18 protein-coding genes are annotated in these 19504 nt (G+C 37.1%); 10 read left to right on the top strand and 8 right to left on the bottom strand.

The genetic code is table 11. The annotated features are described in order from the left end of the window. Window positions 1–307: 307 nt before the first annotated feature. The 3 genes from bioD to ABN236_RS03905 form a co-directional block, all read right to left on the bottom strand. A complete protein-coding gene (gene bioD, locus ABN236_RS03915) occupies window positions 308–979 on the bottom strand; it encodes a dethiobiotin synthase (RefSeq protein WP_088495662.1) in 672 nt (223 codons plus the stop codon). A 195-nt stretch (window positions 980–1174) separates the two neighbouring features. Continuing rightward, on the bottom strand, window positions 1175–2386 hold the full coding sequence (gene mlc / locus ABN236_RS03910) for a sugar metabolism global transcriptional regulator Mlc (RefSeq protein WP_412178797.1): 1212 nt from the start codon (window positions 2384–2386) through the stop codon (window positions 1175–1177). Window positions 2387–2514: 128 nt separating this feature from the next. Then, a complete protein-coding gene (locus tag ABN236_RS03905; protein ID WP_349473409.1) occupies window positions 2515–3429 on the bottom strand; it encodes a LysR family transcriptional regulator in 915 nt (304 codons plus the stop codon). A gap of 125 nt (window positions 3430–3554) precedes the next feature. Between ABN236_RS03905 and ABN236_RS03900 the strand changes: the two genes are divergently transcribed. From ABN236_RS03900 to tus, 3 genes are all read left to right on the top strand, one after another. Next, complete coding sequence (locus tag ABN236_RS03900; protein WP_088495665.1) at window positions 3555–4838, top strand: MFS transporter; 1284 nt, start codon at window positions 3555–3557, stop codon at window positions 4836–4838. Between the two features lie 110 nt (window positions 4839–4948). Continuing rightward, window positions 4949–5119 carry a hypothetical protein gene (locus ABN236_RS03895; RefSeq protein WP_349473408.1) on the top strand — a complete coding sequence of 57 codons (171 nt, stop codon included), beginning with the start codon at window positions 4949–4951 and terminating at the stop codon, window positions 5117–5119. A gap of 176 nt (window positions 5120–5295) precedes the next feature. Next, the gene (tus, locus tag ABN236_RS03890) at window positions 5296–6225 is read left to right on the top strand and encodes a DNA replication terminus site-binding protein (protein WP_349473407.1); all 930 of its coding nucleotides are present in this window, start codon (window positions 5296–5298) and stop codon (window positions 6223–6225) included. 8 nt (window positions 6226–6233) lie between these two features. Here the strand turns inward: tus and ABN236_RS03885 are convergent, their stop codons facing one another. Together ABN236_RS03885 and fumC are read right to left on the bottom strand one after the other, a co-directional pair. Continuing rightward, window positions 6234–6593 (bottom strand): hypothetical protein, encoded by a 360-nt coding sequence (locus tag ABN236_RS03885; RefSeq protein WP_088495668.1) that lies wholly within the window; start codon window positions 6591–6593, stop codon window positions 6234–6236. A 75-nt stretch (window positions 6594–6668) separates the two neighbouring features. Beyond that, window positions 6669–8066: a class II fumarate hydratase gene (gene fumC, locus ABN236_RS03880; RefSeq protein ID WP_075673810.1), complete on the bottom strand. Its 1398-nt coding sequence runs from the start codon at window positions 8064–8066 to the stop codon at window positions 6669–6671. 582 nt (window positions 8067–8648) lie between these two features. On the opposite strand from fumC, the gene ABN236_RS03875 reads away from it, so the two are divergent. Then, window positions 8649–10337, top strand: a complete 1689-nt coding sequence (locus tag ABN236_RS03875) for a YdgA family protein (protein ID WP_311754765.1) — start codon at window positions 8649–8651, stop codon at window positions 10335–10337. 85 nt (window positions 10338–10422) lie between these two features. On the opposite strand, the gene ABN236_RS03870 is transcribed toward ABN236_RS03875, so the two are convergent. Further along, window positions 10423–11391 (bottom strand): vWA domain-containing protein, encoded by a 969-nt coding sequence (locus ABN236_RS03870; protein ID WP_349473405.1) that lies wholly within the window; start codon window positions 11389–11391, stop codon window positions 10423–10425. Between the two features lie 674 nt (window positions 11392–12065). Between ABN236_RS03870 and add the strand changes: the two genes are divergently transcribed. Beyond that, the gene (gene add / locus ABN236_RS03865; protein ID WP_088495671.1) at window positions 12066–13067 is read left to right on the top strand and encodes an adenosine deaminase; all 1002 of its coding nucleotides are present in this window, start codon (window positions 12066–12068) and stop codon (window positions 13065–13067) included. A 135-nt stretch (window positions 13068–13202) separates the two neighbouring features. Beyond that, window positions 13203–13655: a hypothetical protein gene (locus ABN236_RS03860; protein ID WP_349473404.1), complete on the top strand. Its 453-nt coding sequence runs from the start codon at window positions 13203–13205 to the stop codon at window positions 13653–13655. Window positions 13656–13751: 96 nt separating this feature from the next. Here the strand turns inward: ABN236_RS03860 and ABN236_RS03855 are convergent, their stop codons facing one another. Further along, complete coding sequence (locus tag ABN236_RS03855; protein ID WP_088495672.1) at window positions 13752–14732, bottom strand: bile acid:sodium symporter family protein; 981 nt, start codon at window positions 14730–14732, stop codon at window positions 13752–13754. 22 nt (window positions 14733–14754) lie between these two features. Continuing rightward, entirely contained in the window at window positions 14755–15798 is a 1044-nt protein-coding gene (locus tag ABN236_RS03850) for an oxidoreductase (protein ID WP_088495673.1), read from the bottom strand. A gap of 131 nt (window positions 15799–15929) precedes the next feature. On the opposite strand from ABN236_RS03850, the gene ABN236_RS03845 reads away from it, so the two are divergent. The 4 genes from ABN236_RS03845 to rsxC form a co-directional block, all read left to right on the top strand. Then, window positions 15930–16397: a DUF2569 domain-containing protein gene (locus ABN236_RS03845; protein WP_088495674.1), complete on the top strand. Its 468-nt coding sequence runs from the start codon at window positions 15930–15932 to the stop codon at window positions 16395–16397. 94 nt (window positions 16398–16491) lie between these two features. Beyond that, window positions 16492–17073 (top strand): electron transport complex subunit RsxA, encoded by a 582-nt coding sequence (gene rsxA, locus ABN236_RS03840; protein WP_006536930.1) that lies wholly within the window; start codon window positions 16492–16494, stop codon window positions 17071–17073. Continuing rightward, a complete protein-coding gene (rsxB, locus tag ABN236_RS03835) occupies window positions 17073–17699 on the top strand; it encodes an electron transport complex subunit RsxB (protein ID WP_006536931.1) in 627 nt (208 codons plus the stop codon). The genes rsxA and rsxB overlap by 1 nt, the downstream gene beginning before the upstream one ends. Further along, on the top strand, window positions 17692–19504 hold a 1813-nt coding region (gene rsxC, locus ABN236_RS03830; RefSeq protein WP_349473403.1), incomplete at its 3' end, for an electron transport complex subunit RsxC. The genes rsxB and rsxC, both read left to right, overlap by 8 nt.

The following is a 19504-nucleotide window of genomic DNA, read 5'->3' as shown; positions in this document are numbered from 1 at the left end:
TAAACTATAAAACGCCCGATGAAGTACATCGAGCGTTTTATGCCTGAAAAGTTGTCAACCTATATCAGGACTAGTCACCACTGTTTATCAATGACTATTCTTCTGATTTATCTGCATTTTATCTGGTTTGTTCTATCTTATTTAGCTTCAATTTTGTGTGTTATTTTTATCATTAGTTATACTTGACGCGAAATCAGAAAAAACAAAAACACCCAATGAGTTTACTCATCAGGCGTTTAAAAGTAACAAGTTTGGTATCGTTTAAAAACAGATAGCAATCCACTTCGTTACTTATTTATATTCTCTCTTAAGCAGGTACAGCGATTTCCAACTGACTTAAATCGAGGTAACAAGAGAGATCACGTTCTTCAGGACGTAATAAATACGGGATTTCACCAATCAGCGGTGCAGGAATATGCTGAGACAGCCTTTCCACAATTTTCGCGTAATAAGGTAATCCTGGATTTATTCTGTTCGCAACCCAACCTACTAGTTTTACACCATCGTTGATAATAGATTGTGCTGTTAATATTGAGTGATTAACACAGCCTGGTTGAATACCGACAACCAAAACAACTGGAATTTGTTCTTTTACCACCCAATCAGAATAAAAGGTATTATCATCGAGCAGATAACGCCAACCGCCATTACCCTCAATAACAACACACTCTGCTTTTTTACTTAAATTATCGAGCTCATTTGAAATCTTATTAAAATCAATTTCATTTTCGCTAACATAACAATTATCAAGCAAAATAGGATTAATTTCGTCGTAGCGAACTTCAACTGGCGATGAATTATGAATAATCATAGCGTCACGATTACGCTCACCATCAGCCGTTTCATGTAATTCTGTTGCAATAGGCTTATAACCCACTGCCGTTGACCCGCCACGATTTAATGACTGAAGAAGTGCTCGGGTTACAACAGTTTTACCCACGTTGGTATCTGTCCCCGTAACAAAAAAGCGTGTTAACATATAATTTACTTCCGTTATGACAGATAAATCAGGTTCATAAAAAATGACAGAGATTAGAGTTTAGGGTAACACTGTTTCTGGTGGCTTGAGATAGCTCAATTTTTTAGTTAATTGGTCGAAAATAGAGAATTCGTTAATGATCAATTGACAGATTTACGCTTGAAAAACACTTTCGTTACGATTTTTTCACTTAATCTAGCCTTGCATCAACTCAATTAACAAAGAGCCATTGTAGAGAGCTTCTTTTACAAGCGAAGCCGCAGGCAATGTTCCTTTGTTTCTTAACTCTGTTTCTTCAATAATTAAAGACTGCGCATAACGTGGCATAACGTGATGTTGAACTTGGTTCAAGATCAAAGGAAAAAGAATGGATTTAGCTCGACAAAGCGGTGAGCCAATTAATATTTTTTGCGGATTAAAGATATTAATCATGACAGCCAAAATAAAACCTAATCGCTGAGCAACTAAATTAACAATTTCAAGTGCTGCTTTATCACCAACTAATATCGCATCACACAATGTTTCAACAGTAATAGGATATTTGTTCAGCAACGAAGTGGGATCTTCTTGAGCTAATAATTGGGCTTTCTTAATTAATTGAGGAATAGCAATTTCTGTTTCTAAACATCCTTTTGCCCCACAATAACAGCTATTTTGGGAGTCGATAACTTTAGTATGTCCAATTTCAACGGCGCTATGACTGTTAGAGTGTAATGTTTTTCCATTACTTATCACGCCAGCACCAACAATATCATCGATAACAATTTGCAGAACGTCTGAATTGTTTTTTGCCGCACCATATAAAGATTCTGCCATTGTCCATGCTGTTACGCTATGTTGTAGAAATACAGAAACACCTGTTTTTTCATGGATTTTATCGGCAAGTGGAATATCTTTAATATCATAATAAGGTGAGCTGTAAATAACGCCACTAATGGGATCAACAATGGCATTCATTGTAATGCTAATTGCCGTTAATCTTTCAACATGAGATTGATAACGCTCGAAAAATTTATCAATTGCAACTAAAAAGTGATTAAGAAAATCATCACTGTATTCTTTGGGGAAATCGAACGTATCTTCAGTAACCAGCTTGCTATCTAATTCTCTTAAACTAAAAAGCAAGCTACCTTTATTGACGCGGATACAGAGAAATTGCCAGCCTTGGCTTTCTAATTTTAATCCGACCGCAGGTCTGCCACGAAATCCCACATCTGGGAACTCTGTTTCATGAATAAGGTGTGCTTCAACTAATTCTCGGGTGATCTTAGTAATACTTGCTGGCGCAAGCTCTGCCTTTTTTGACAGTGAAATACGAGAAATGGGACCATGTTCATCAATCAAGCGAAAGACTGTGCCAAGATTAAATTGTTTTACGTGATCGATGTGGCTAGGTTGGTTCCCCATTGAATGCATCCTTAATTAAGGAGCCATAATTAATTCGAGGCTCCAAATAATTCATTACCGATTATGTCGTCAATTTGTGATAATTGTACAATACTTACATAAAAAGCGTGATCAAAAACACAGATAAATCAAGATTTTTGGTGATCTAAGATATTTTTTAATAGTAATTGCGTTAATCGATTCGCCGCCGCCGGAATAGCTCGCTTATTATGAGAAACTAACCAAACTTCAGAGAACGCCTGAGAATTTGCAAAATGCAAATAATGCACCCCATCGACTTTCATTCGCGTAAATGATTTTGTCACAATAGAAATACCAAGCCCTGCTGCAACTAGCCCTAAAATCGTCATAGCTTCGCCCGCTTCTTGTGCAATAGTTGGCGTAATTCCTGACAAACTAAGCAGTTGAATAATCTCATCATAAAGTGCCGTACCGACATCTCTTTCAAAGAAAACAAAAGGATATTGTCCAATATCTTGAATATTGACGCCCGTTTCTTTGTAAGCAAGTAAAGGATGCCCTTCATAAACCGCTAAGATAAAAGGCTCACGAAACAATAGCTGGTGGTGCAAATTTTCGGGTAACATCGTGTTTCGCATGATCCCCAGATCAATACGTCCTGTCAGTAACGGTGATATCTGTTGTTTTGTATTCATTTGATGCATATGAATACCAACTTCAGGATAGTTCTCCCTAAACTGTCGCAAACTCAAGGTGACTAAATGCATAAAAGGTGTCGTTGAGGTAAAACCAATTGAAATTTCACCTAACTCACCTTTTTCCATTCTAGCGGCGCGCGTTGCGGCTGCGTTGACCTGCGCCATAATTTGGTAGGACTCTTTTAAAAACATTTGTCCTGCGGGTGTTAACGAAACTGAACGGTTAGTTCGTTCTAATAGCCTAGCGCCTATTTCACCTTCAAGCGCTTGTATTTGTTGGCTTAAAGGAGGCTGAGAAATATTCAATCTTTCTGCGGCTTTACCAAAATGAAGTTCTTCTGCTACGGCAATAAAGTAACGTAAATGCCTAAGTTCAATATTCATATTTCTCTCATATCGTCATTGATACTTTAAAAGTCTTATTTCTAATGATTAATATATTAGACAAAAAAATCAAATATTTCTAACATTGACATAAATCAAATTTAAGTAATGGAAGTTTAATCAATATGGATACTCACGAAATAGACAGTAAAAGTATGAGCTTAGGCACTGATATTTCAGACAATACATCAAGTATAGAAAAGCCTGCTCATCGCCAATCTAACCCTAAGCACTATATTCAGCGTGATGATGCACTGTATATAAAAGTGACAGTGTCATTTTTTATGGTCGGTTTAGCGACATTTGCCTTACTCTATTTTGTACAACCCATATTGCCGGTGTTATCTAACGAGTTTTCTGTCAGCCCTGCAACCAGTAGTTTAGCGCTCTCGCTTTCAACTGCTTTAATGGCGTGTGGATTATTAATTACAGGCCCTCTGTCAGACGCTTTTGGTCGTAAAAATGTCATGGTTATTGCGCTGTTTTGTGCTGCATTTTTTACATTATTAAGTGCAACTATGAATAGCTGGACAGGTATTCTAATTACACGGGCTTTAGTTGGACTTTCATTAAGTGGCGTAGCCGCAGTGGCAATGACGTATTTAAGTGAAGAAATTCATCCTGCTTACCTTGCGTTATCAATGGGTTTATATATTAGTGGTAACTCTATTGGAGGAATGAGCGGGCGCGTTATTACTGGGGTATTAAGTGATTATTATTCTTGGCGCTTATCCGTTGTTATTCTCGGTATTTTTGCCCTTTTTGCTGCAATTACTTTCTGGAAGATATTACCTGCTTCACAGCACTTTAGACCAACAGCATTAAAACCGCGTAATCTTCTTATTACCACTAAATTGCATTTTAGAGATAAAGGACTGCCTTTGTTATTTATTGAAGGTGGTTTATTGATGGGCGGGTTTGTCACTTTGTTTAACTATATTGGCTATCGTTTATTAGATGCACCCTATTCATTAAGTCAAACTACTGTGGGACTGATTTCTATCGTCTATTTAAGTGGTACTTATAGCGCATCCAAAGCGGGCTTATTAACGACTAAATATGGATTAGGTAAAGTCTTTATTGCTGGAATTTCAATGATGTTAATCGGTATATTGATTACTTTGATTGAATCTTTGCCCGTTATATTTATTGGGATGCTTATCTTAACGACGGGTTTCTTTGCTGCACATGCTGTTGCAAGTAGCTGGGTTGGTCGTCGCGCTAAACGAGGACGTGCTCAAGCCTCTTCACTTTATCTCTTTACTTACTATGCGGGCTCTAGCCTTGCAGGTACAGTGGGTGGTCTGTTCTGGGTAAGTTTTGGCTGGCTTGGTGTAGGACTATTTATTGCCCTTTTAATGTTAGCAGCCTTATTGATAGCCCTGCATTTAAACAAAGTTGCCCAGTAAATTTATTGATAATTGATAAAGTGCAAAAGCGGATTAACACGGTTTAATATTGTCGATTTTGCACTCCTTTCTTAAGGTATAGGCTTATTCTTTAAGAAGGAACAACGATTATGCCTATCATAAAATTATCTATTACCCTGCTGTTTCTCTTTTTTACCTCTCTCTCAAATGCATTCACAGAATCCTGCCCACCAACAAAACCAGATTGTGATGTTATTCATGAACCGTTAATGCAATCGAGTGAAAAACAGACTGTTATTGATTTAAAAACCATCAAATAACTCTCTTTTAGGAAAAACATCATCAAAATATGCCCTTTTTACGGTATACTGTATAAATAAACAGTATGCCGTGTTTTTGGCATTTTTCTCTGTTAAGCGATGTACTTTCCACTGAAGCTAATGTATTGTTTTAAACAAAGGCTAGTTGTATGTTGTAACTAAATAAGGATATTAAGATGAGTCGATATGATTTGATTGAGCAATTCAATCTCTGCTTCCAACAATTAGAAAACGAAATTAAAACGCTAACTGATGTGTTGAGAAATCTAGTTTTATTGCCATCGGCAGTATTTGAATTGCCTGAAGTTAGCAAAGAAGAAGAACATGATGAGGTTGTTCGCGTTACAGTGTCACCCTATTATGATGAGGAAGCCAGAGATCTCGCTTTAAAGCTAATGGCGAATCTCTTTATTTATGACAATGCTCCACACATCAGTAGTAAACGTGCTATTCGCTTACCCGGTGTGCTCTGCTTTAGTACAGATAATCAAATATTTAAGTCTGTAAAAGAACATGTTGAGAAAATTAATTTATTAAAAAAACAGCTTTCCAATATTGTCACTAAAGAGTCTGGCATATCGAAGGAAGAGCGTTTTGATTTTGTCCATAATCAGCTAAAAGGTTTAATTACGCTGAATGCTTATCGTACCCTCACCCTTTTGTCTGATCCGGATACTGTGCGTTTTGGTTGGGCGAATAAGAATATTATTAAGAATTTAACGCGTAACGATGTTTTGGCTCAATTAGAAAAAAGTCGCGAAGCCAATCGCGCAGTGCCACCTTATACTAGTGAACAATGGGCAGAGCGTATTGATAAAGAGATCATTACCCTTTCACAATTACCTGAAAATGCAAAACTAAAAATAAAGCGTCCTGTCAAAGTGCAACCTATTGCTCGTGTTTGGTATTCAGAACTTCAAAAACAAGTGCAATATGCGTGTCCCTTGCCTTTATTAGCTTTCTATATTGATAAAGAGAGCGACTTTAAACCTATTATTGGCGAACTTTCTGATTATGATGCCGATAATATTCAAATTCGTCATCGCCCTAAAGCTAAAAAGCTGCAATTAATTATTCCAAGAATGCATTTATATATTGAAAAATAGATAATGTCTTATTTTTCAATAAGTTTAATTGAGCTTCCTTGAAGGATTTGTAGAAGATAATCATTAAGCTGAACAAAGTGATTGTCTTCAATATCTAAATGGATTGTTATTACCACATTATTTTTTAATGCAAGAACAATATTTTTTCGATCAAGCGTGATTTTTTCGAGCGTATTAATGGCTTCAACATCAGATAAATGAGTCATTAAACCAATCGAGTTATCGATATCTTCATCTTCTTCATCAAATCTTGAAAGAATAATGAAATGATCCGGAGAAACGGCATCATCCCCTATTCCAATAATGGTGACATCATCTTCCACATAGCAATTAACTTCTGTCGCGGTAAAGGTAATTTCTTCAGTCATTATTTTTCCTATAAGATCTAAAAATCCCGCCATTATAGCGGGATTTAATATCAGTTAAATAAGTGTATTTAACACTTATTTTTTCATGCTACCAACCATATCTTCTGGACGCACCCAGCTATCGAACTCTTCCGATGTTAGGTAGTTCAGTTTCAGTGCGGATTCTTTTAGCGTTAAGCCTTCTTTATGCGCTTTTTTCGCGATTTCAGCGGCTTTATCGTAACCGATATGAGTATTTAACGCAGTAACTAGCATTAATGATTCATGCAATAGTTTATTGATACGCTCACGGTTTGGCTCAATACCAATTGCACAATGTTCATTGAAACTACGCATACCATCAGCCAGTAAACGGACTGATTGTAAGAAGTTATCGATGATCATTGGACGATAAACGTTCAGTTCAAAGTTACCTGATGCGCCACCAATATTAATAGCAACATCATTACCCATTACTTGAGCACATAACATCGTTAATGCTTCACATTGTGTTGGGTTAACTTTACCTGGCATGATTGAACTACCTGGTTCGTTTTCTGGAATAGCGATTTCGCCAATACCACAACGAGGGCCAGAAGCTAACCAACGCACATCGTTAGCAATCTTCATTAATGAAGCAGCTAAACCTTTTAATGCACCATGTGAATGAACTAATGCATCACAAGTTGCTAATGCTTCAAATTTATTAGGAGCCGTTACAAAAGGCTGACCTGATAATTCAGCAATACGTTTAGCAACACGAACAGCATATTCTGGATGGGTATTTAACCCCGTACCCACGGCTGTACCACCTAGCGCTAATTCACAAACATGAGGAACTGAATCATCGATATGTTTGATGCTGTGCTCAAGCATAGCAGCCCAACCGGAGATTTCTTGACCTAATGTCAGTGGTGTCGCATCTTGCAGGTGAGTACGACCAATTTTAACGATGTCATGGAAAGCTTCTGCTTTCTCTTTGAATACTTTCAGCAGTGATTTTAATTCTGGCAGTAAATCCTGACGTAATGCAATAACAGCAGCGACATGCATGGCAGTTGGGAACACATCATTTGAACTCTGACTTTTGTTAACATCATCATTCGGATGGATTTTGCGTTCCATGCCACGGATACCACCAAGTATCTCACTACCGCGGTTAGCTAACACTTCATTCATATTCATGTTTGATTGAGTGCCAGAACCGGTCTGCCAGATTGCTAATGGGAATTCAGTTGGGTGTTTACCTGCAAGCACTTCATCTGCAGCTGCGATAATTGCATCAGCGCGCTCTTTTGGTAATAAACCTAAATCCATGTTAACACCAGCGGCTGCTTTCTTCGTGATAGCAAGCGCATGGATAAGTGCAACAGGCATTTTTTCAACTGAAATACGGAAGTGTTCAAGAGAACGCTGCGTTTGAGCTCCCCATAACTGGTCAGCAGGTACTTCGATTTGCCCCATTGAGTCTTTTTCAATGCGAGTGGCTGCCATTTCAATCTCCTTAAGTACACAGAATAATTGATTAATTCCGAATCACTTTCTAGTAAATAACTCGGATACCAGTATCATGCCATAAACAGAATAATAAATATGAGAGCTAAAGCGAGCTTATGAAATTTATAACAGAATGAAATCTGTTGATTTTTTTGGGAAAGTACGGTTAGCAATCTTATTTTATTGCCAATCTTATTATTTAAGCTTTCATATTTATATCCACACTTATTATGAGCCTTTATTATTCATCATAAATAGAATCACATCACAATTAAATATTGTCTAAATCTAAAAATGAGTAAGAAAAAAGACGTTTTTGGTGCTTATTTAATTTATCTTATAAATCATATTCATTTTGCTTTAAACTCATTATGTTAGCGAGTAACTAAGTAAGTTCTGATTGCGATTTTATTCCACTAAATCTATATTTACAGTTAATATAGGTGGCGATGTATATATGTGGATTATCTATATTTAAATTTAGTAAAATTTATCACCAATTTATCGGGTTGTTTAAGGGTTACAAAACAGCCTTTATAACGTACATCGCCAGATGTACACAGAGGATGGACTAGAATTATGAAGAAATCGCTTGTCGCTGTTGGTGTTATCGTCGCATTGGGTGTTGTTTGGACTGGTGCGTCGTGGTACATGGGCAGCAAAATTGAAAGTCGCTTACAGGAAGAAACGAAACTAGCTAATGTCCAGTTAGCACAACTTGCTAAAAATGCACAATTTGGCGCTGATATTAAACTTGAAATTCGTGACTATAAAAAAGGGGTATTCACCTCTAATGCAGACTTTGCTGTCGTGATTTCAAAAGATGCTAGTGAAGTCGTTGAAGACCAGGATAAAAAAGTAGAAGAAATTATCTTTACTACTGATATCGATCACGGTCCATTCCCTCTTTCTGATCTGGCTAAATTTAATTTAGCACCAAAATTAGCAGCGATGAATAATACATTGGTCAACAATGATACAACTAAAGAATTATTCAAGCTGACTAAAGATAAATCTCTTTTTGATATGCATACATCTTTGGCTTTTGATGGCGCAGTATCAGGTGAAGCTAAACTAAATCCTATCGATTTCGCTGAAAACGGTGGCACAGTTAAAACAACACCATTAACAATTGAATTCTCATCAGATAAAACCGCAACCAACTTCACTACCGCTGTAAAAGGTGATCAAGTTGTTGTGACTAAAGATGGTGAAGAAACTTTCACAATTAAAAATATTGCAGGTTCTGTCGCTGGAACTAAAGTTAATAACGATCAATATTTATTTAATGAGCAGTTATTAAGCTTTGCTGAAATTGCACATACTAGCAAAGACAAAGCATCTGATTTCTCACTGAAAGATTTTTCTTTAACAACAAAAAGTGATATCAAAGATAAACTCTTTAATATCTCTCAAACTTATTACTTTAAGTCACTGAATGTTGCGGGACTAGAATTTGGTGCAGGCAAATTTGGCTATTCAATTGATAAAGCTGATCCAGATGCCATGTTGTTATTAACCAAAGTTTATAACAACTCATTATTACCATGGAATAAAAATCATTTCGATAATTCAGAAATGGTTGAACAAGCCGTTCGTGATGTTCTGGAGAAAGGCTTAGTTTTCCGTATTGATGAAGCGTCTTTAACAAATAAAAGTGGTGCAAGTAAATTAACCTTTAACTTAGACTTAAATGCTTTTAACGTTAAAGTATTAGAAAGCCAAGAGAAATCACCAGCAGAATTATTTAACTATCTGTTTAAAAACATTGATTTCAATGTTGATTTATCTCTTCCTATGTTAGCTGAATTCCGTAACACCACTCAATATCTTGATGCGGCTCGTTACCAAGAAACCGCATTAACAGATGCAGAGAAAAAAGAGATCGAAGTAGCAACGGCTGCTGACGTTGAGCAGTTAAAAACTGAATTACAACAAAATATCAACCAAATTTCTCAAGATGAGAAAGATGCATTACCACTGATGTTACTTGCTCAAGATGGTAAAGCATTAAGCATGAAACTGAACTATGCTGCTGATAAATTTACTATGAATGGTAAAACCTATACTTTTGATGAGTTTATGGATGTGACTCAAGCTCCTCAAATGTTAGGTTTAGCAGCAATGTTATTCGGTATGGGCGCATCATCTTACGATTACGATGATTCTGATTATTCAGAAGAAGGTTATCAAGAAGAGATGACTGAAGATCCTGCTATCATCGAAGAACAAGAAATCTTAATTCCTGAGCAGCAACCAGCAGAATAAGTTCATTAATTAAGTTTCTATTAGAAGCGTAAATAAAACACCCCATTGTGAATAGCTCTGGGGTGTTTTTTTATTCTATCTTTAATTAACAATCACAATCTTTAGCGGGAGTATGGTGATTTTTCCATTCATCTTTACAGCAAGAATCAATGGTTTTGTTAATTATTCCAGCAAGTGTATTTACTGTTGAAATAATCGAGGTTAATTGCTCACAGACGTGGCTACAATTGGTATCTTTCTCATGGGGTTTAGGAATATTAGGCGGTGTTAAGCTATCACAGAGGATCTCTTGCAATACTAATGAAAACTTAGCAATACCTGTTGTGTAGATATAAGAACGCCCTCCTGTTTTCTTCGCTAAGCGTACATACTCTTTTGTGATATTGTCTCTATCAGCCACACTTGGGAAGCGATCTAAATTAGTCATTTTATCGTCAGGCGTGCCTTGGTAGGTATACACTTTCACTTTTTCGTGTTGGGCAACGGCAATCGCTTCATCATTTTTTATCTTTGCTGCGTTGGTCAATACACCGCCGCCACCTTCCATACCTTCATCGCCCAACACAAAAATGGCACGACGCGCACCATCACGCCAATCAAAGTACTTACTTAAATCAATCACCGCACGGCATAAATCCTCTTTATTACCCGCATGATCACGACCGTCAGCCTCTTTAAAGGGTTTTCTTGCCTGTAAACGATTTTCAGGAACACCCAATGCTTTTAAATAATCACTGGCTGATTGGTCAAATTTGGTGTCATCCCATGTACCTTCTATACCTAAAAATGTTACCCGAAGTTTTGATGGGCATTTTTCTGATGCCTCTTGTATTGCAGCATCAACTTCTTTGCTTAAATCAGAGGATTCATCAGACATTGAACCACTTGTATCAATAACAACAACCAAATCCAACGCAATTGTCCCATCGCCAGTGACAACTTGTGAACCATAAGTAAGATTATTTTCTGATGAAGGAGGAAGTAAGCTTGAAGCCAGCAAATTTTTAATTTTATTATTTCTTTTTTCAAAATTTAAATCAGAATTCTCATTCATAATTATTAGCCTTAATTTTAAATAATAGGTTTTTATTAAAAAATCATAATTAAATGACTTCATTCAATTAAATAGTTTCATTTAACGAGAAAGTATTATGGCTTTAATTCCATTTTCTTTATCACTCATTTAATAATATGGATATTTTATTATTTATTTTAATTTTATTTAATTAAAGCCAAATAAATTTAAATATAACTAAATTTTAATATTATGTTTTTATGAGAAAACATTTTAAATATTTCAGCTAATAAAAAATATAAAATAGGTAATCTATTGAATAATGAAGCAAAAAAACCGATGTCTTGACTGTTTTTTCTGTTCATCTATCTTTTATAGATCTATCAAAACAATTGATAGGATATTTCAATTATAATGACAATTCTATTTTTAGATTAAAAATCAATGTATCAGTTAGTTTGATAATACACGTCAATTACATTGAATATTGTAGTTAATAAATAGACAGCCCTATTTTTTATTTTTTACTTTTTAACTTAAAACTGAGAAAAATAGTCGTTTTAGCTTCAGAAATAACCAATTTATGTTTATTTGTTAGTGAATAAAATAAAAATCAGTCATAATAACCCGCAACTATTTTATAACTTACCGATTATAAGAAAATCACTATAAACGATAGATTTTCATTATTTCTATTAAAAGGAAAATAACACGTGATTGACACACAGTTGCCTTTAACCGATTTACATCGCCATTTAGATGGTAATATCCGTCCTCAAACCATTTTAGAGTTAGCAAAACAGCATAATATTGCATTGCCGGCTTATGAATTAGAAGCTTTGCGCCCTCATGTGCAAATCACAAAGAATGAGCCAAGTCTTGTTAGCTTTTTACAAAAATTGGATTGGGGCGTGGCGGTTTTAGCAGACTTAGATGCATGTCGTCGTGTTGCTTATGAAAACGTGGTAGATGTGGTTAATGCGGGTATTGATTACGCTGAGCTGCGTTTTTCTCCTTATTATATGGCAATGAAACATCAACTCCCTGTCGAAGGTGTCGTGGAAGCTATTGTTGATGGCGTACAGAGTGCATTGCAATCTCACGATGTAGACATTCGTTTAATCGGTATTTTAAGCCGTACCTTTGGTGAAAATGCCTGCCAACAAGAACTTAATGGCTTGCTAAAACATCAAGATAAAATTACTGCGCTTGATTTAGCGGGTGATGAATTAGGTTTCCCTGGCCATTTATTCCAGCCCCATTTTAATCGTGCTCGTGATACTGGCTGGAATATTACTGTTCACGCAGGTGAAGCTGCGGGTGCAGAAAGCATTTGGCATGCGATTAAAGAATTAGGTGCAAGCCGTATTGGTCATGGTGTTAAAGCAATTGAAGATCCTCGTTTAATGGACTACCTCGCCGAGCATCAAATTGGTATTGAATCTTGCTTAACATCGAATATTCAAACCAGTACTATCAATTCGTTAGCAGAGCATCCTTTAAAAACATTTTTAGAGCATGGCATTATTGCCTCTCTTAATACCGACGATCCTGCGGTTGAAGGCATTGAACTAAAACACGAATATAATGTTGCAGCACCAGCGGCTGGATTAACACCAGAGCAAATTCGCCAGACACAGATTAATGGCTTAAAAATGGCATTTATTAGCCAAGCTGAACGTGATGCATTAATTAAGAAAGTCAGTTCACGTTAATATTTAATAGCTTTATGATTAAAACCATCTGTTAATCAGATGGTTTTTTTATATTTATTGAAAATAGATGGAATTATTAATGACTCTTAGACTAAAATTAATTTTCGAGGGGTTACTTATTATTAAGGAAAAGCTATGTGGAATATTCACCCGACAAGAGGTCAATATAGGTTATTAGCACAATATCTATCTCCACTTGATGCCTCTATTGAGGTTGGTTTTCTTCAGTCAGAAGGCATTGATGCTATTCTTTTAGATGAAAATATTGTTTGGAATAACCAAGTGTATGCTCAAGCTACTGGCGGCGTAAAACTACTGGTTAACTATAAAGAATTTGAACAAGCGCAAGCAATGCTTAATGAGCTTTACCAAGGCAAATATAATATTAACGATCAGCTAGAACCCATCGATTGTGAATTAAAAGTTGATGTGAAAAATAATAAATCCGACTATTTAAATATGGGTTTTGTTTTCTTAATTTATCTTGTGTTCGGCTTACCACTTCCCTTTAAATCTCAACAACCTTCGTTAACAGATAAAAAAGAAAATAGTGACCATAACGAGAATAATGACCTTTATAACAAATAAAAAAGCACCGATAAAAAATTAAATCGATGCTTTTTCTTATTTATCTAATTATCAATGTCTGATTAATATTATTAATTATCCACCAGCTTAAATACGTTATTTCTTTTTAGCTTGATTAGCATAGCGCTGTGCTAACACAGCACAAACCATTAATTGGATCTGATGGAATATCATTAATGGTAATAACATTACTCCAACCGTCGCCGCAGGAAATAACACATTCGCCATAGGTACACCATTTGCTAAGCTCTTTTTAGAACCACAAAAAACAATGGTTATCTCATCTTCTTTATTAAAACCAAGCAGTCTAGCACTGTATACGTTCACAAAAATGACAATTGCTAACAAAATACAGCTCACTACTGCAATCGTTAATAGCGACCAACCGTCAATTTTATGCCAGATCCCTTCAACAACTGCTTCACTAAATGCCACATAAACCACCAGCAAAATAGAGGAACGATCCGTTCTATTAACTAATTTTTTATGTTTATCAACCCAACGACCAATTAAAGGTCGAGATAAATGACCAATAATAAAAGGTACCATCAGTTGCAGTAAGATCGATTGAATAGCCCCTGCCGTGTCGAAATCTTCCGCAGAACCTTGCGTTTGCATTAAAAAACCGACTAATACCGGCGAAAGGAAAACACCAAGAATACTGGATGCAGATGCACTACAAATAGCAGCCGCTACATTTCCCCCAGCCACAGAAGTAAAGGCAATGGCAGATTGAACCGTTGCAGGTAACGCACAAAGATATAAAAAACCCATATAGACAGTTGGTGACATCCATTCAGGCACAATAACTTGTAACCCTAGCCCCAAAATAGGGAAAAGAATAAAGGTACTGGCAAATACTGTAAGATGTAAACGCCAATGCCCAAGTCCGGCAAGTATCGCCTCTCTAGAAAGCTTCGCTCCATGCAAGAAGAACAGCAGTGCTATCGCACCGGTCGTAAGATATTGGAACAGGACTTTAATATCGCCTTGTGCGGGTAGCAGCGTTGCCAGCGTCACCACACAAATCATAATCATGAGAAAAGGATCAAGTTTTAGTTTTTGCCACCAAGACATTAGATTTAGCGCTCCCTTTTACTTATAGCGTAATGGTTTGTTTTAAACGATTAGAAATTTCGCCAGCTTCAATCAAACGCATAATGGCTGTTGCTTGTATTGGCGTAACGGGGTTTTCTTCACCCAATGTAATTGCACGATAAATTTGTTGATAATAAGCAGGATAATCACCAGAAAGTGTAGTGAGTGTGGTTGTTTCTAATTCACCAGACTCTGACAGTGTTGTTAATTCACCATCTTGACTATCCATTCCCCAATTATAAGTTTGATTAGGGAGATAACCGGCTTTTAAGGCATCTTCTTGGGTATCTAAACCATATTTAACATAGCTACCTTTTGTCCCATGAATAGCAAAAATAGGTGTTGGAGACGCAACTAACATAGAAGCATGAAGAACGACTCTAAGATTGTCATATTCTAGTAATGCATGAAAGTAATCGGCATTTTTTGCATTAGGACGTAATTGAGCAATATCCGCAGTAATTGCTTTAGGCTCACCAAATAGGCAAACCGCTTGGTCAAGAACATGAGGCGCGAGATCGTACCAAAGCCCACCGCCAATTCCTGCATCTTCTCGCCAACGTTGACGAACTGTTGGACGGAAACGATCAAAATGCGCTTCATAGGCACTGATATCACCGAGTGTTTTATCAGCTAAAAGTTTTTTAACGGTTAAGAAACCAGAATCCCAACGACGATTATGAAAAACAGAGAGAAGTTTACCGGCATCTGTTGCTTGCTGAGTTAATTTTTCAGCTTCTTCCAGTGTCAATGTAAACGGTTTATCAACAATAACATGTTTACCTTTTTCTAGAGCCTGTGAAGCCAGTGAATAGTGAGTATTATTCGGCGTTGGAATAATGATTAAGTCTATTGAGGGATCATTAATAAGTGCTTGGGGGTCTGCATAAACGGTAATGTGAGGAAAATCTTGTTTAACTTTATTTTCATCAGAGCTTGAAATTGCACTAAGATTTAAACCTTCGGTTGTTGTTATTAGCGGAGCATGAAAGGTTTTACTTGCATAGCCATATCCGATAATCCCAACATTGAGTTTAATTGCCATAACCCTATCCTATTTTTATATGCTTTTTTATTAACAAAAATCACTTTCACTTTTGTAGCTAAATAAATAATAACAAAGTTTGTGATAATATCCCGTTTAGTTCTATACATACGAGTAGGAATAATTAATTAATGAAATTTGATCTCAAAGCAAACACGCAGAATAACCTTTCAGGAAAAGCGCCTATTACAGGGTGGTTGCTTGCGCCATTGGCTTATATGATCTTGTCAGTGATTGGTTCTGGGTTGATGTCTGTTCTGTATATTATTAAATATTTTTCAGACTTTTCGATCCTCCACCAGCTTCCATTTCATTTGATATCAAGTTGGTATCTCTCTGCGTTAACAACGTGGGTGATGTTTAGCTTTACGCTTTATCTACTAAGACAATTTTTTTATCGCGCTAAAAACTTTCCACGTCTGTTCATTTTTTGGTTGCTAATCAATTTACTATTAGCAATTAAGAGCTTTGGTTTTGCACCTGTTGACGACCAAACGGCATTACAATCCCTTCTATGGTCTGTATTCTCGACTGTCTGCTTTGTGCCTTATATCAAGTACTCTAAACGTGTTCGTGAAACTTTCACACAAGTTCGATAACTTCACGCCTTTACCCTTGATATTATATACGCTTGTTTAGCCTCTTTATTTCAGGAGGCTTTTTGTTTCTCTGTTTAACAATTTTGGCATAACAATGACTGATTACTTGCTTCTATTCGTCGGCACCGTATTGGTGAATAACTTTGTACTCGTCAAATTCCTTGGTTTATGCCCATTTATGGGTGTATCAAAAAAATTAGAAACCGCGATTGGTATGGGATTTGCGACAACCTTTGTTATGACTCTCGCCTCGATTAGTTCTTGGCTGATGGATAATTTTATTTTAGTTCCTTTGGACTTACTTTATTTACGCACACTGAGCTTTATTTTAGTTATTGCAGTAGTTGTACAATTCACTGAAATGGTCGTAAGAAAAACAAGCCCGACACTCTATCGTTTATTAGGGATCTTCTTACCTTTAATTACCACAAACTGCGCTGTATTAGGTGTGGCATTATTAAATATCAATCAAGCCCACACATTTATGCAATCTGCCGTTTATGGTTTTGGTGCAGCCGTTGGTTTTTCTCTTGTAATGGTATTATTTGCCGCTATTAGAGAACGCTTAGCCGTCGCCAATGTACCCGCACCATTTAAAGGTGCTTCAATTGGTTTAATTACCGCAGGTTTAATGTCTCTCGCCTTTATGGGTTTTAGTGGTTTGGTGAAACTGTAATGAATTCTTTATGGATAGCAATTGGCGTACTTGGTGCGCTAGGTCTTATCTTTGGGCTAATTTTGGGATATTCCGCACGCCGTTTTAAAGTGGAAGAAGATCCTATTGTCGAAAAAATTGACGCAATATTACCGCAAAGCCAATGCGGACAATGTGGTCATCCTGGGTGTCGTCCTTATGCGGATGCAGTCGCAAACAATGGTGAGATGATTAACCGTTGTGCGCCGGGTGGCGAACAAGTGATGTTAAAAATAGCTGAATTGATGGGCGTTGATCCTCAACCGCTGGATGGTGACGAAGAAGCATTAAATCCAATTAGAAAAGTCGCCTTAATTGATGAAGATAATTGCATAGGATGTACTAAGTGTATTCAAGCGTGCCCTGTTGATGCCATTGTGGGTGCCACACGTGCTATGCACACCGTTATTGAAGACTTATGTACTGGATGTGACTTATGTGTGCCTCCTTGCCCTACTGATTGTATAACCTTGGTTCCTGTCAAAGTCACAACCTCAAATTGGAAATGGGATTTAAATACAATCCCAGTAAAAAATATTCCAGCAGAGCCAGAAGAAACACCTGAAGATGAACCGTCATTAAAGACGGAGGATAACGCTCATGTTTAATCTCTTTTCGTTATTTAAAAAAGATAAAATCTGGGATTTTAAAGGTGGTATTCATCCTCCTGAAATGAAATTACAGTCAAGTCGTACACCAATGCGTATCGCGCAATTACCTGATGAAGTGATTATTCCTATTCATCAGCACTTAGGTGTACCGGGTCAACTTTGTGTCAGCGTAGGTGAGCATGTATTAAAAGGTCAACCATTAACAAAAGGGGTTGGCAGAACATTACCTGTACATGCTTCTATCTCTGGTACAGTTACGGCAATAGAACCATTTCCAAGTGCTCATCCTTCTGGATTACCTGAAATTGCGGTAAGAATTCAATCTGATGGTAAAGATGAATGGCGAGAGAAATCCCCTATCATCAATTACCAATCAGAAAGTAGAGATACATTACTTAACCGTATCCATGAAGCAGGTATTGCAGGATTAGGGGGCGCGGGATTCCCAACTGCGTCAAAATTAAAAGGTGGTGGCGACCTCGTTAAAACGCTCATCATCAATGCAGCAGAATGTGAACCTTATATCACAGCAGACGATCGCTTAATGCAAGAACATGCTGATGAAGTGATTGCTGGGTGTCAGGTCTTAATTCACCTTCTGTCTCCAGATGAAGTGTTAATTGGTATTGAGGATAATAAGCCTGAAGCCATTGAGTCATTAAAAAATGCCTTAAATGCTGTACCTGATGAGAAACGTATTTTTATTCGTGTTATCCCAACCAAATATCCATCAGGTGGTGCTAAACAACTGACCAAGATCTTAACTGGTAAAGAAGTTCCATCAGGAGGACGTTCATCTGATATTGGCGTCTTGATGCAGAACGTAGGTACAGTTGTCGCCATCAAACGTGCCATTATTGATGATGAGCCATTAATTGAACGTGTTGTCACGGTTACCGGTAATGGCGCTAAAACACCGGGTAACTTTTGGGCTCGTTTAGGTACACCCATTTACTCATTGCTAAAACAAGCTGGTTTTGTTGCAGGCTCTGAACAAATGGTGATTATGGGTGGACCATTAATGGGCTTTACCTTACCAGACTTAAATGCCCCTGTTGTTAAGATAACCAACTGCCTACTTATCCCTTCAGTCGAAGAGATGGATACAGATAATCTTGAAGAAGCCTGTATCCGTTGTGGTCATTGTGTTGATGCTTGCCCTAGTGGTTTATTACCTCAACAACTTTACTGGTTTAGTAAAGGTAAAGAGCATGAGAAAGCACAACAGCATAATTTATTTGATTGTATTGAATGCGGTGCATGTGCATTTGTCTGCCCTAGTAATATTCCGCTAGTTCAATACTATCGCCAAGAAAAAGCAGAAATACGTGAAATTGATGCGGAAGCAAAACGTGCGGCTGAGGCAAAAGCACGTTTTGAAGCGAAAAAAATACGTATGGAACGCGAGAAACTTGAGCGTGAAGCTAGACATCAACGTGCCGCAGTTAAACTTGATGATGAAGAGCACGGTGAAGTTCAATCTGCACTTTCTCGCGTAAAAGCGAAACAAAGTATTGGCAAAATTATTTCTGTTAAAGCGGGTGAAGAGCCAGATAACGCAGCCGCGATTGCCGCACGTAAAAAACGCAAAGAGGAAGTCAGAGCAAAACAAGCGGCTAAATTAGCACAGCAAAAAGCACTAGAAACTTCAAGTGAGAATATAGCGAGTGCGAGCGAAGATGTTGATCCACGCAAAGCTGCTGTTGCTGCCGCATTAGCACGTGTTAAAGCTAAGAAAGCACAGCAAGCTTCTGAAGCATCATCAACTGTAGAAGCGCCTGTTCAAAATACTGAAGCAGAAG

Source organism: Proteus sp. fly-1013 (assembly GCF_040140245.1).
Classification (GTDB): Bacteria; Pseudomonadota; Gammaproteobacteria; order Enterobacterales; family Enterobacteriaceae; genus Proteus; species Proteus mirabilis_B.
The sequence above is the reverse complement of the archived record's forward strand: the minus strand, read 5'-3'. Positions and strand labels throughout refer to the sequence as shown.

Coding starts and splice junctions, on each gene's coding strand:
- ABN236_RS03885 (WP_088495668.1), bottom strand. CDS start 6,593: ATGACTGAAGAAATTACCTTTACCGCGACAGAAGTTAATTGCTATGTG.
- ABN236_RS03875 (WP_311754765.1), top strand. CDS start 8,649: ATGAAGAAATCGCTTGTCGCTGTTGGTGTTATCGTCGCATTGGGTGTT.
- ABN236_RS03860 (WP_349473404.1), top strand. CDS start 13,203: ATGTGGAATATTCACCCGACAAGAGGTCAATATAGGTTATTAGCACAA.
- rsxB (WP_006536931.1), top strand. CDS start 17,073: ATGAATTCTTTATGGATAGCAATTGGCGTACTTGGTGCGCTAGGTCTT.
- ABN236_RS03905 (WP_349473409.1), bottom strand. CDS start 3,429: ATGAATATTGAACTTAGGCATTTACGTTACTTTATTGCCGTAGCAGAA.
- ABN236_RS03845 (WP_088495674.1), top strand. CDS start 15,930: ATGAAATTTGATCTCAAAGCAAACACGCAGAATAACCTTTCAGGAAAA.
- tus (WP_349473407.1), top strand. CDS start 5,296: ATGAGTCGATATGATTTGATTGAGCAATTCAATCTCTGCTTCCAACAA.
- ABN236_RS03870 (WP_349473405.1), bottom strand. CDS start 11,391: ATGAATGAGAATTCTGATTTAAATTTTGAAAAAAGAAATAATAAAATT.
- ABN236_RS03855 (WP_088495672.1), bottom strand. CDS start 14,732: ATGTCTTGGTGGCAAAAACTAAAACTTGATCCTTTTCTCATGATTATG.
- mlc (WP_412178797.1), bottom strand. CDS start 2,386: ATGGGGAACCAACCTAGCCACATCGATCACGTAAAACAATTTAATCTT.
- ABN236_RS03895 (WP_349473408.1), top strand. CDS start 4,949: ATGCCTATCATAAAATTATCTATTACCCTGCTGTTTCTCTTTTTTACC.
- bioD (WP_088495662.1), bottom strand. CDS start 979: ATGTTAACACGCTTTTTTGTTACGGGGACAGATACCAACGTGGGTAAA.
- ABN236_RS03900 (WP_088495665.1), top strand. CDS start 3,555: ATGGATACTCACGAAATAGACAGTAAAAGTATGAGCTTAGGCACTGAT.
- ABN236_RS03850 (WP_088495673.1), bottom strand. CDS start 15,798: ATGGCAATTAAACTCAATGTTGGGATTATCGGATATGGCTATGCAAGT.
- fumC (WP_075673810.1), bottom strand. CDS start 8,066: ATGGCAGCCACTCGCATTGAAAAAGACTCAATGGGGCAAATCGAAGTA.
- rsxA (WP_006536930.1), top strand. CDS start 16,492: ATGACTGATTACTTGCTTCTATTCGTCGGCACCGTATTGGTGAATAAC.